9 protein-coding genes are annotated in these 12,569 nt (G+C 44.2%); 3 read left to right on the top strand and 6 right to left on the bottom strand.

Annotated elements, in window-relative coordinates; all coding sequences use genetic code 11:
* Positions 1–36: 36 nt before the first annotated feature.
* The 3 genes from pstB to J5X92_RS18050 are packed head-to-tail and all read right to left on the bottom strand — an operon-like array spanning position 37 to position 4,605.
* Entirely contained in the window at positions 37–843 is an 807-nt protein-coding gene (gene pstB / locus J5X92_RS18060; protein ID WP_013785312.1) for a phosphate ABC transporter ATP-binding protein PstB, read from the bottom strand.
* 8 nt (positions 844–851) lie between these two features.
* A complete protein-coding gene (gene pstA, locus J5X92_RS18055; protein WP_208806235.1) occupies positions 852–2,429 on the bottom strand; it encodes a phosphate ABC transporter permease PstA in 1,578 nt (525 codons plus the stop codon).
* Positions 2,422–4,605 (bottom strand): ABC transporter permease subunit, encoded by a 2,184-nt coding sequence (locus J5X92_RS18050; RefSeq protein ID WP_208806234.1) that lies wholly within the window; start codon positions 4,603–4,605, stop codon positions 2,422–2,424. Before J5X92_RS18050 ends, pstA begins: the two co-directional genes overlap by 8 nt.
* 250 nt (positions 4,606–4,855) lie before the next feature.
* On the opposite strand from J5X92_RS18050, the gene J5X92_RS18045 reads away from it, so the two are divergent.
* The 3 genes from J5X92_RS18045 to ppx all read left to right on the top strand — a co-directional run bounded on the left by J5X92_RS18045 (position 4,856) and on the right by ppx (position 9,143).
* Complete coding sequence (locus tag J5X92_RS18045) at positions 4,856–5,362, top strand: ACT domain-containing protein (protein WP_126873050.1); 507 nt, start codon at positions 4,856–4,858, stop codon at positions 5,360–5,362.
* A gap of 146 nt (positions 5,363–5,508) precedes the next feature.
* On the top strand, positions 5,509–7,590 hold the full coding sequence (gene ppk1 / locus J5X92_RS18040) for a polyphosphate kinase 1 (RefSeq protein ID WP_013785316.1): 2,082 nt from the start codon (positions 5,509–5,511) through the stop codon (positions 7,588–7,590).
* A gap of 23 nt (positions 7,591–7,613) precedes the next feature.
* Positions 7,614–9,143 carry an exopolyphosphatase gene (gene ppx, locus J5X92_RS18035; protein WP_041453025.1) on the top strand — a complete coding sequence of 510 codons (1,530 nt, stop codon included), beginning with the start codon at positions 7,614–7,616 and terminating at the stop codon, positions 9,141–9,143.
* A 130-nt stretch (positions 9,144–9,273) separates the two neighbouring features.
* On the opposite strand, the gene J5X92_RS18030 is transcribed toward ppx, so the two are convergent.
* From J5X92_RS18030 to epd, 3 genes are all read right to left on the bottom strand, one after another.
* Positions 9,274–10,173, bottom strand: coding sequence for a fructose bisphosphate aldolase (locus J5X92_RS18030; protein ID WP_126873049.1), 900 nt, complete (start codon positions 10,171–10,173; stop codon positions 9,274–9,276).
* 122 nt (positions 10,174–10,295) lie between these two features.
* Complete coding sequence (locus tag J5X92_RS18025; protein ID WP_126873048.1) at positions 10,296–11,471, bottom strand: phosphoglycerate kinase; 1,176 nt, start codon at positions 11,469–11,471, stop codon at positions 10,296–10,298.
* 77 nt (positions 11,472–11,548) lie between these two features.
* Positions 11,549–12,559: an erythrose-4-phosphate dehydrogenase gene (gene epd, locus J5X92_RS18020; RefSeq protein ID WP_208806233.1), complete on the bottom strand. Its 1,011-nt coding sequence runs from the start codon at positions 12,557–12,559 to the stop codon at positions 11,549–11,551.
* Positions 12,560–12,569: the final 10 nt, after the last annotated feature.

Here is a 12,569-nt window from a genome sequence, read left to right as displayed (position 1 = left end):
TGTATCGCTCCTATTCACTACTGCTGATTTTGCTAATTAGCCGTAGCGGCCAGTAATATAATCTTCAGTCTGTTTCTTCTCTGGCATAGTGAATAGCGAATCGCTGTCTGCATATTCAACCAATCGCCCCTGATGGAAGAACGCCGTGTAATCTGAAACTCGAGAGGCTTGCTGCATATTGTGGGTAACAATCACTATAGTACAACGCTTCTTAAGCTCAGCCATCAACTCCTCAATGAATAAGGTCGTTAATGGGTCTAGCGCTGAGGTAGGCTCATCTAACAACAAAATGTCGGGTTTGAGTGCTAGCGCTCTGGCAATAACAAGGCGCTGTTGCTGACCACCGGATAATGCATTAGCCGACTCAAACAACCTGTCTTTAACTTCATCCCATAACGCTGCTTCTTTTAATGCGCTTTCTACCGCATCGTCTAGATGGCGACGAGTTTTAATGCCTTGCAGGCGAAGTCCGTAACATACGTTATCGTATATACTCATGGGAAAAGGATTAGGCCGCTGGAATACCATACCTACTTGGGTACGCAGCCGCGACACGTTCACTTTTTTACTATTGATGTTGCGACCACCAATATTAATTTCACCCTCGTATTTGCAGCCATCGTACAAATCGTTAAGCCTATTGAAGCAATTAACCAAGGTAGATTTCCCGCACCCACTTTGCCCGATTAATGCGGTGATTTTGTTTTTTGGAATACGCATAGAAATGTCGTTAAGCACATGCTTATTTCCAAACCATAAATTAAGGTTACGCACATCGATAGCCGTGGTGTCATCAGTGATGTCGGCCACGTTGAGCGTATTGCGTTCAAACAACTTCAGCATGTAAAAGGTTACCCTTGTAAATAGCGCTTTCTTAACCGCGTTCTTAGTATAACTGCCAGCACATTCAATACAGATACCACTATTAGCAGTAGCAAGCAGGCGGCAAACATCATTGAAGAATTCTTCGCATCAGTATGACTATGAAAAGCGCCATCATAAATAAGTACGCCCAAGTGCATGAATTGACGTTCTAAATGCAGATACGGGAACTCTCCATCTATAGGTAGCGTAGGAGCAAATTTCACCGCTCCAACCAGCATTAGAGGCGCGACTTCGCCTGCCGCCCTAGCGATTGCCAAAATGACGCCTGTCATTATTCCGGGTGACGCTATGGGCAGAATGGTTTTAGCGATAGTTTCTACCTTGGTGGCGCCAAGTGCATAACTTCCCCGCTTCAACCCTTCTGGTACCCGCCGCAAGCCTTCTTCGGTGGCAACAATAACGACTGGCAAGGTTAAAATAGCCATGGTCAAACTCGCCCAGAACACACCTGGGGTCCCCATGGTGGGCGCTGGCAATCTATCAGCAAAGAAAAGTGCATCTATATTGCCACCCAAGGTATAAACAAAAAAGCCTAAACCAAAAACCCCGTAAACAATTGAAGGTACGCCCGCCATATTACTAACGCTTATTCTTATAGCGGTGGTAAACGGCGTATCTGGAGCGTATTCACTCAAATAGATAGCCGCAAGTACGCCAAAAGGCGTCACGATAATGGTCATTAAAAATACCATCAGCACGGTGCCAAATAGCGCGGGATATACCCCTCCAGACGTATTCGCCTGTTTGGGAGAATCAGTAAGGAAGGTAGCAATACGACTAAATACCACCTGCCATTTTTCAAAATAGCTAAGCTGGCTTACATAATCGACGCTTTTAATTTCCGACACCCGAATAGCGTACGCTTGCGCATTGGCAAAAGTGACGCTGAGTTCGTATTCGTCTCGCTCTTCCTCTAGATGAATAACTTCATGCTGCCAGCGTTCAAACTGAGTCTCTAAGCGCTCTCTTGCCGGTGCATTTTGATCAACACCTTTGCTATCTAGTGATGCCAAAGATTCATGAATGGGCGATAGTCGCTCGCGTCTAATTTTCTCAATTTGAGCACTTAGTGCCGATACTCTGTTTTGAATATCTGAAAACAGCGACAAGTCTTCCCGTCGGCTGTCTGGTGTAGATAAAAACTCTGGCTGTCCCAATACAAAGCGACCATCTTTTGTTTTTATTTCGGCACTGCCGTAAGCAAGTTCTTTGTTAATAATATCCGCACTGGCCAACTGCATTTGTGAGCCGTAAGGGCTTTGTTCGTCAGCAAAGTGAACTTGATATATTTGCTCTACTTCGTCTGCCATATAAAGCTGAGCGAACATTTTATGTTCGGATTTAGCACTTTCATTGGCTCCGGTAACTTTATATGTCACATCATAAATGGGCTCAGGCCAAAAATACGCACCACCACGAAAGGTAATAAGGAACAACACACTCACCAAAGCAATTAACAGCAAGCTAGTAAAAAACGCCGTTAACGATATCACTAGCGACTGGCGATGAACGGCATTAAAGCCGCCTTTGAACATATTATTCATAATAAGATCTACTGCGTAAGCGTTGACGAGTAAATTCAGCAATCGTATTTACAACAAACGTGAAAACAAACAGTATGCCAGCGGTAAAGAACAGAATTTGATAGTGTGCAGATGACACATCGGCTTCGGGTAATTCTATGGCTAAGTTGGCCGTTAATGCCCGTAAGCCTTCAATTAAGCCCCAGCTCGATATTGGGGTGTTTCCCGTCACCATGAGCACAATCATGGTTTCCCCGAATGCGCGACCAAAACCCAGCATAATCGCCGCCATAATGCCCGGAAACGCTACATGCAGTACTATATATTTAAGGGTTTGAAGCCGCGTGGCGCCCAACGCAAATGATGCATGCTTTAACTCATCGGGCACGCCCCCAATGGCATCTTCAGCAATGGAGTAAATACTCGGTGAAATAGCCACACCTAAGGCTATCGCCACCACTATCGTCGTTTTTCCTATGGGGCTATCAGACTCAGCGGCTAGCATGTCAAAACCATCTACATTAATTAAGCTAAAGAACCATTCTGGCGCCCATGCCACACTAATGTAACCCAATATAAAAACGCCAAGTAACGCAAAGCCCAACTCAGCGCCATGTCGAAGTTTAGCGGGTAGGCGGTCGGCAACAGGGCGTTGAAAAAACGCCACGGCAATGAGTACAAATGGAACAACAATAAGAAAAAAAGCAAAAGAAAATAGAAACTGTTCAGCCATGGGGGCTAGCCAAATGGCAGCGATAAAACCAATAAGCACACTGGGAACAGCTTCTAGCATTTCGATAGCGGGCTTCAGGGCATGGCGAAGTCGCTCTTTTGCAAAAAAGGCGGTGTATATCGCTGCACCTATTGCTACCGGTATAGCAATAAACAAAGCCAGTAGCGACGCTTTCAAGCTACCTATAATTAACGGCGTAAGACTAAACTTGGCCTCTTGGAAATCCGTGGCGTTTGTGGTTTGCCACACCGTATCTGCTTCGGTATATCCCTCATAATGTTGCGGCGCAAATAGCGACCGCCACGTAGTAATGCCGCTTAAATTATTCGCCCGCCAAATGAAAATAGAATCATCGTTATAGCCGTAAAGACGGTTGCCAAACCAAGAGATTGATTGCATGGGTTCAGGCAAATCAATTGTCGTAACCACTTCACCTGATACTCGATTTATAAATAGTAGGCGTTGTTTATCGGTAAGCGCTGCCACCACATTAATACTGGCATGCTCTTTTATATCAATCAGCCGTTCGTCCGCGTTCAAAAGGAACTGGTAGGTTTCAATGAAACCGAGCGTGTTCGCATCGCGATGTAATACCCAGCGGGTGACTTGGTTAGTGCCATCTTGTAAGAAAAACGTTCTGTCTTTCTCTAGAGATAAAATAGCAATGTCATTACGGCTGAGTTTCTCAAAAGACGCTAACAGCGAGAGCTGTGATTCATCTTCGAAAAGACGTGAAAGGAACAAGTGTGCTTCTTTTTCTACCAACATCATTTGTGCACCAGGCAACAAATGTATTTTATCAACATTGGCAAAGAACTTATCAATCATTTGCGTGGGGTTAAGCTGGTTCACCCAGCGAATAAAAGTCCCCGATGGTGTATGTAGCGCTATTGCCGCCCACTTAGATGAGAACGCAAATTGCCAAGACGTAGTTTGTGACCAATACTTGCCCGGTAGAGCAAAAGATATTGTAGAGGACACAAGGCTTGAAGGTTGAGCTAAAGGGTCTGAATGATTCGCGATTATTACACTGCGATACGCTAACGATCTGACGGGCACCACCCGAACTTGCCCGCCAGCAGAAATATCCACAATTGCATTTTCGCCCATTAAAGAGGTCGTCGCCAATTGATGATCACAAGGGCGAATGTAGTCGTGATGCTTAGCGAAATCGTGACGTTTGTAGCCATATAAGCTTAAACGGCAATCTTCACCGTTAGTTACCACTAATTGACCGCCAAGCAAATCTCCAGCGCTTTCTACTTGGCTACCTTCGGGCAATGCAAGCTGGTGCTCTTTCTCAATATTAGGCACTAACGCCAGAGGTAAAGCCTGACTAACAAGGTGCGAAATTAAGATAACCAGCGTCAGCAATACCAGCCCACCAAAGCCGGTGACGATATATCGCCCCCACTTATCATTGCGCTGGCGTTTTTTATTGATGCTATCGCTGTAGGAAGTCATTCTTATTTAATAATATTATCAGGTGTAAATTACACTGGTGAGCAGTGTAAGTTTTGTTATGCTAATAGCAAGCGAAAACTTTTGGATTAGTTCCGGTGAATAACGCCTAAAGTATGCAGCCTCAAACACTGTTGTTATCAAGGTTTATTAACAATACTAACCAGTAGCGCTTTTTCAGTGTGGCTTATGGTATTACCGTAAAACCACAGTAGCAAACGTATTTCTACAGATTCTGTAATAGGAGTTTCTCATGCAATCGCTCATTATTAGTATTATGGGTAAAGACAAGCCTGGTTTGGTTGATACGCTAGCTAAGTGCATCTACAAGCACAAAGGTAATTGGCAAGGCTCTAGCTTTGCACATATGGCAGGCATGTTTACCGGCTTTGTTGAAGTACACGTTCCCGCTGACGAAAACGAAAAACTTGTCGACGCGCTAAATGCCATTTCCGATTTATCGGTTCAGTCTGTGGCAGTGAATACATCGCCCAATTCATTAACCAATCAACTTACCGTTGATGTAATGGGCAACGACAAAGCCGGCATAGTGCAAGAGTTAACCTCGGTGCTAAACCAATTTAACCTTAACATCCTCAACTTCTCATCACGCTGCGAAAGCGCACCTAACTGGGGAAGTTTAATCTTTAAAGCTAATGCAGTTATTGCGGTGCCTGAAGGGTTTGATGACGATGCGTTGCAAGACGCCCTTGAATCGTTGGCGAACGACTTGGTAGTGGATATACAGGCCAAGCAATAAGGCCCTAGCGACACAGAAAGGTTTCAAATCACCTCGTTGAGGTAAGGGACTACGAATTAACCCTATTATATCTAAGGGTTGTCACAGTAATGTCATTGACTGATGTCAGTCTTTGGCCATTTTAAGAAGTGAAAAAACGATAAATTATGGATAACCCAGAACTATATTATCCCAAAGAACTTAGCTGGTTAGCATTTAATGAAAGGGTTTTGCAGGAAGCTGCAGATAAGAACAACCCTGTAGTAGAACGTATTCGTTTTTTAGGTATTTACTCCAACAACCTTGACGAATTTTATCGTGTTCGTGCTGCTGACGTAAAACGCCAAATAACCATTGCCCAAAATGATGGCAACGAAGAAGAAGCGGAAAAGCAAACCGCGCTAATGGCGATTATTCAGCAAAAGGTTGTTCAGCTTTCCGACAAGTTCGACCATATTCATAAAGACGTTTTAAAAGCGCTCGCGCGATACAATATTCATATTCTGCAAAAGCATGAATTAAACGAGTATCAAAAGCAGTGGGTACGTAACTTCTTCGTCAATAAGGTGCTTCGCCATATAGCCCCTATCATTATTGACAAGAAAATGGACTTGTTAAGCCGTTTAAATGGCACATCTGTTTATTTGTATGTCGCGCTGCGCCGTAAAGACCGCAACACGCGCTATGCGGTTATTCAGGTGCCTACGTCTGAAATGTCTCGCTTTATGCTTATTCCGCCGGAAAAGAGTCGAAAGAAAAAGCATATTATTATGCTCGATGACATGATTCAGCTTAGCTTGGAAGACATTTTCCGCGGCTTTGTTAAATTTGACGAAGTCGAGTCATTTTCATTCAAGATGACCCGAGACGCCGAATACTCTATCAATGACGAGATTGACGAAAGTTATGTAGAAAAAATGTCTGAGAGCATGAAACAGCGCTTAATTGCCGAGCCTGTTCGGGTTATTTACGACAACGATATGCCTGAAGATATGATGCAGGATTTACGTAAGCGTTTACGTATAACAAAACTCGATACCATGCATGCTGCAGGGCACTATCGTAACTTTAAAGATTTCATTGGCTTTCCAAACGTGGGCCGCGAATATTTAGAGCATGCTCCGCTGCCGGCTATCGACAGCAATGCTTTTTCCAAATTTAATACGGTATTCGATGCCATTACCGCCCACGATATTCTACTGTATTACCCATATCACCGATTCTTACATGTTACCGAATTTGTCCGCCAAGCAGCATTCGACCCTAGCGTAAAATCTATTCGCATTAATATTTATCGTGTGGCCAGTAACTCTCGCATTATCAACTCGCTCATTGATGCCGTTGATAACGGTAAAAAGGTGACCGTAGTGGTAGAACTGCGCGCTCGCTTTGATGAAGAGGCCAACATTGAATGGTCTAAACGCATGACCGATGCGGGTATTCGCGTAGTGCTCGGCGTGCCAACCTTAAAAATTCACTCGAAGCTTTGCGTGATCACCCGCGAAGAACGTGGCGCGATGATTAACTATGCGCATTTTGGTACGGGTAACTTCAACGAAAAAACCGCAAAAATCTATACCGATTACAGTTTATTCACTCGAAACCAAGAATTGGCCAATGAAGCGGTGGCAGTATTTGACCTTATTCAATACCCTTTCCGCCGGTATAAATTTCAGCATTTGCAGATTTCACCGTTAAACGCGAGAACCCGAATTCAGTCACTTATTCGTCAAGAAATTCAGCATTTAAAAGAAGGCCGTCCTGCGCAAATTACCTTTAAGATTAATAACCTTGTTGATAAGGAATTAATGGATGATTTGTATCGGGCCAGTCAAGCAGGGGTGAAAATTCGCGGTATTGTTCGCGGGATGTGTTCCATAATACCTGGCTTAAAAGGTATTAGCGAAAACATTGAAATCATCTCTATTGTCGATAGGTTCTTAGAGCACCCTAGGGTGATGGTATTTGAAGGCGGCGGTGAGAGAAAAGTGTTTATTTCTTCTGCTGACTGGATGACCCGCAATATGGACAACCGCATAGAAGTAGGCTGCCCTATTTACGATAAAAACCTGCAACAGCGCATTGTCGATATTATGGATATACAATTCCGTGATACGCTTAAAGCGAGAGTGATTGACAAGGAACAAAGCAACAAGTACGTTGCTCGAGGCAATCGCAAGAAATTACGTTCACAAATAGAGATTTACGACTATCTTGTGAAAGAAGAAGAAAAAGAAGCAGGAAAATAAAACCTTAAATGACTCAGCATGAAATGACTCAGCATGAATCCGTTTTTGATACCGTTGAAAGCCGTGAGGTTAATAAAGTAGCCGCGTTAGATATTGGCTCGAATAGCTTTCACCTTGTGGTAGCGCGTATTGTTGCTGGGTCTGTCCAAATTCTGCATCGCGTTAAACAAAAAGTAAGGTTAGCTGAGGGGTTGGACGACGACAATATTTTGTCTGATGAAGCCATGGAACGTGGTTTAAAGATGCTACGTATTGTGGCTGAAAGTCTACGCGGTTTCGAACCCGACTCGGTTCGTATTGTGGCCACACACACTCTGCGCAAAGCCAAAAACGCCCACCACTTCATTAATGCCGCGAAAGATATTCTGCCCTACCCTGTAGAAGTAATTTCAGGCGTGGAGGAAGCCCGCCTGATTTACTCTGGCGTAGCACATACTAACCATGCTGATGGACAGCAGTTAGTGGTGGATATCGGTGGGGGCTCAACAGAATTTGTGATTGGCGAGGGCTTCAACCCGCTTATTTGCCGTAGTTTGCAAATGGGCTGTGTTAGCTACACTAAGCGATTCTTCCCAGACGGGTCATTAAAAAACAAATCTTTTGAGCTGGCCATTACTGCGGCTGAACAAGAGCTGGAATTTATTCAAGATAAGTACCGCAAGCTGGGTTGGGTACAATGTGTTGGTACGTCGGGCACAATTCGCTCGTTGTTCACTTTATGCCAACAAGATAGACCCAACGACCACGATATACCCGTTACGCTCAAGAGTCTGCGTAACTTAATGAAGCAGTTTATTAGTGCAGGTCATATCGACAAACTTAACTACCCTGATTTAACCGAAGACAGACGCGTGGTTATTGCCGGCGGTTTGGCTATATTAGTGGCAGTATTTAAAGCGCTAGAAATAGACACTTTGGTTTATTCCCCTGCCGCATTACGCGAAGGCGTGATTTACCAGATGGAAGATGAGCTGCATCATGCCGATATACGCGGCAGAACAGCTAGCAGCTTAGCTACCCGCTACGATGTGGATACCGCGCAAGCTACGCTTGTGCTTAACACGTCACTTAACCTCTTTAGCCATGCTGAAAAAGCCTGGAAACTTAAACACCACGACTTTAAAAGCATGTTGGGTTGGGCGGCGTTGTTGCATGAAGTGGGCATTCAAATTAACTCGCGCGGTGTGCAGCGCCACAGTGCCTATATTCTCGCTAACGTAGATATGCCTGGGTTTACGCAAGAACAACAAGAATTATTGGCCACCCTAGTACGTTTTCATAGAAAGAAAGTGCGGGCTAACGATTTTCCCAACTTTAACTTGTACGATTTAGCGGCCGTTAAAAAGCTTATCGCTTTATTACGTATTGGCGCGTTGCTCAATATCAAACGCCAAGAAGGCTTCTTGCCGGATATAGAGATTGATGCAGATAAGAACGGCTTAAGCCTTACTTTTCCTAAAGATTGGTTGGAAGAAAAACCCATCCTAGCCGCCGACTTAGTTCGAGAAAGTGCGTACTGGAAGGCGTTAGACTTAACCCTTTCTATTAAATAAGCCGGTTTGCGAGCAATAGAAAAGGGAGCATTAATGCTCCCTTTTTACGTTTTTATGTCAACGTATTTTAGGACGGGACATAATTAATAAAAAAGGGGCGCTGACAAGCGCCCCTTTTAAACAATAAAACTTATGCTTTTGAAGCTTGGTAAATACCTTCAATCGCACCGTCTAGTGTCGCTTCAAACTCGTCATCAGACTGTTTGTCAGAAACACCTTCAGTTAGTGCTCTTGAAAAACTTGCGATAATGCCTTGGTTTTCTGAAAGTTTCGCATTAGCTTCTTCACGGTTGTAACCGCCAGACAATGCTACCACTTTAAGTACACGAGGATGATCAACAAGCTCTTTATAGAAGTTAGCTTCATTAGGCAGTGTAAGCTTTAACATCACTTCTTGGCCTTCGCTCAACAAATTAAGCTGAGTAAGAATTTCAAGTTTAAGCAGTGCTTCTGCTTCCGCTTTTTGAGGACTATGAATATCTACTTCAGGTTCAATGATAGGTACTAAACCTGCTGCGATGATTTGCTTACCCACTTCGAACTGCTGCTCTACTACATCTTTAATACCTTGATGATTAGCCAGTTTTACCACTGAACGCATCTTGGTGCCAAAAACGTCTTGGGCTACGGCTTTAGCCAGTAACGCATCTAGACCAACAATCGGCTTCATCACCTGTACACCGTTGTTCTCTTCAACAAGCCCTTTATCCACTTTCAAGAAAGGGATAACGCGCTTCTTCTGCCACAAGTAGTGGGCAGTAGACATACCTTCAATTTCACGGTCTAGGGTATTTTCAAATAAAATAGCGCCTAGAACACGCTCGCCACTGAAAGGGGTGCTGGTGATAATACGTGTACGCATTTGGTGAACAAGGTTAAACATTTCTTCGTCAGAACTGTATTCTGACTCTTCAATGCCATATAAACGTAGCGCTTTTGGTGTACTACCGCCGCTTTGATCCAAAGCTGCAATAAAACCAACTTGCGTTTTAAGTTTATCTAGCATGGCCTGCTGTGCTTGTGATGCCATTGCAACACTCCTTTTTTATAATACTGCTCTAAGAACAGGTGTAGGGTTTATCGTTATATGCCGACGTACTTCAATGTATCGCCGGCGAAAATCGGAATCGATTTTTTAGTAGTCTGCTAATTTTATTTGTTTTTTTCTTCTAGCATGGCTACTGCAGGTAATGTTTTGCCTTCTAAAAACTCTAGAAATGCACCACCACCTGTAGAGATATAAGATATCTTATCAGCGATTTCATATTTATCTACTGCTGCCAGTGTATCACCACCACCTGCAATTGAGAACGCATCGCTATCAGCAATAGCCTCGGCTAACGCCTTTGTACCTGCACTGAACTGTTCAAATTCAAATACACCTACTGGGCCATTCCATACAATAGTACCCGCATTTTTAATAATGCTTTCAAGGGCTTTTGATGAATCTGGGCCGATATCAAAAATCATGTCGTCGTCAGCGACATCACTAACGGCTTTAAGTGTCGCTTCTGTGTTTTCATCGAAGGCTTTGCCCACTACCACATCGGTAGGCACTGGAATATTTCCGCCATTTGATACTGCATCGCTCATCAACTGCGTAGCTTGCTCCGTTAAGTCCATTTCAACCAACGACTTACCTACGTTATGGCCTTGTGCAGCAATAAAGGTATTGGCAATACCGCCGCCAACAATAAGCTGGTCAACTTTTTCAGCTAAGGTTTTAAGTACGGTAAGCTTAGTTGATACCTTAGATCCGCCTACAATGGCTACCATTGGACGTTTAGGGTTATCTAGGGCTTTGCCTAGCGCGTCCAATTCAGCAGCAAGAAGAGGGCCTGCACACGCTTTAGTAGCAAATTTTGCCACACCATGTGTAGACGCTTGTGCACGGTGCGCGGTGCCAAATGCATCCATCACGAAAATATCGCAAAGGGCTGCATATTGCTTTGATAGGGTTTCGTCGTCGCTTTTCTCACCTTCGTTAAAGCGTACGTTTTCTAGAATAACTAACGAGCCAGGTGCAACATCAACACCGTCTAAATAGTCTTTTTCTAGGGTTACTGGTACGTCTAACGCGTCGTTCAAATAATTCACAACAGGCTGAAGTGAGAATTCTTCCGCAGGCTCACCTTCAGTAGGGCGGCCTAAATGGGACATGACCATTACCGCAGCGCCAGCATCTAGCGCAGCTTTAATAGTAGGAATGGAAGCTTTAATACGTGCATCAGAGGTGACTACACCATCTTTAACTGGCACGTTTAAATCTTGTCTAATTAATACGCGCTGACCGCTTAGGGCCAAATCGCTCATACTTGGAATTGCCATAGTCTTTCCCTTGTTAATCGAATAACTGTGAGAGCTGCCAAGGCTGGCGCTACCAACCTTGGCAGCAAAATTCTTAATTAGCTTACGTCATACATTGCTTGCGCAGTGTCGAGCATTCTGTTTGCAAAACCCCATTCGTTGTCACACCACACCAGTGTTTTTACCAGCTGCTTATGACTTACGCGGGTTTGCGTACCATCCACAATACAAGAGTGAGGATCGTGATTGAAATCAACAGAAACTAACGGCTCTTCAGTGTAATCTAAAATACCCTGTAATCGCCCTGCTTTCACTCGCTTCAGTGCTTGATTGACATCCGCAATAGTCACTTGCGTACCTAAGGTTACACTTAAATCCATTGCAGTTACATTAATGGTTGGCACCCTTACCGCAATAGCTTCAAATTTACCTGCAAATTTAGGCAAAATACGCTCAATTCCCGCCGCTAACCGTGTGTCTACTGGAATAATAGACTGACTGGCTGCGCGAGTACGGCGTAAATCTGGGTGGTAAGCATCAATTACTTGCTGGTCGTGCATAGAAGCGTGAATAGTGGTAATCGTGCCGCTTTCAACCCCAAAGGCCGCGTCAAGCGCTTGAATAACCGGCACGATACAGTTAGTAGTGCACGACCCGTTAGACACCAACTTATGCTCCGCTTTCAGCGTGTCATCGTTAGTACCAAAAATGATAGTGTTGTCTAAATCTGGCGAGCCTGGCGAGGAAAAAAGTACCTTTTCTGCGCCTGCATTAATATGTGCCTGCCCCGATACTCTGTCATCAAACTTACCTGTGCATTCCAGCACAATATCTACCCCTATTTCACGCCAAGGCAGTAAATTGATATCTGGCTGTGCCAACAAGCGAATAGCATCGCCTGCCACGTTCAGTGTGTTGTTTTCTAGTGTCACATCAAAACCGAACCGCCCGTGGGCGGTATCGTATTTTAATAAGTGAGCTATACCTTCTGGCTCGGCGACATCATTAATCGCAACCACATCAAAGTGGCTATTGCGCCCGCTTTCATAAAGCGCACGCAATACATTGCGACCAATACGACCAAACCCGTTTATGGCAATGTTTACCATAGACTGCGGT

The sequence above is a fragment of the Alteromonas sp. K632G genome (genome assembly GCF_017653625.1).
Taxonomy (GTDB): domain Bacteria; phylum Pseudomonadota; class Gammaproteobacteria; order Enterobacterales; family Alteromonadaceae; genus Alteromonas; species Alteromonas naphthalenivorans.
The sequence above is the reverse complement of the archived record's forward strand: the minus strand, read 5'-3'. Positions and strand labels throughout refer to the sequence as shown.

What these genes read in the sequence shown, in the direction of transcription:
- pstB (WP_013785312.1), bottom strand. Translation starts at nt 843, where the DNA reads ATGCTGAAGTTGTTTGAACGCAATACGCTCAACGTGGCCGACATCACT.
- pstA (WP_208806235.1), bottom strand. Translation starts at nt 2,429, where the DNA reads ATGAATAATATGTTCAAAGGCGGCTTTAATGCCGTTCATCGCCAGTCG.
- J5X92_RS18050 (WP_208806234.1), bottom strand. Translation starts at nt 4,605, where the DNA reads ATGACTTCCTACAGCGATAGCATCAATAAAAAACGCCAGCGCAATGAT.
- J5X92_RS18045 (WP_126873050.1), top strand. Translation starts at nt 4,856, where the DNA reads ATGCAATCGCTCATTATTAGTATTATGGGTAAAGACAAGCCTGGTTTG.
- ppk1 (WP_013785316.1), top strand. Translation starts at nt 5,509, where the DNA reads ATGGATAACCCAGAACTATATTATCCCAAAGAACTTAGCTGGTTAGCA.
- ppx (WP_041453025.1), top strand. Translation starts at nt 7,614, where the DNA reads ATGACTCAGCATGAATCCGTTTTTGATACCGTTGAAAGCCGTGAGGTT.
- J5X92_RS18030 (WP_126873049.1), bottom strand. Translation starts at nt 10,173, where the DNA reads ATGGCATCACAAGCACAGCAGGCCATGCTAGATAAACTTAAAACGCAA.
- J5X92_RS18025 (WP_126873048.1), bottom strand. Translation starts at nt 11,471, where the DNA reads ATGGCAATTCCAAGTATGAGCGATTTGGCCCTAAGCGGTCAGCGCGTA.
- epd (WP_208806233.1), bottom strand. Translation starts at nt 12,559, where the DNA reads ATGGTAAACATTGCCATAAACGGGTTTGGTCGTATTGGTCGCAATGTA.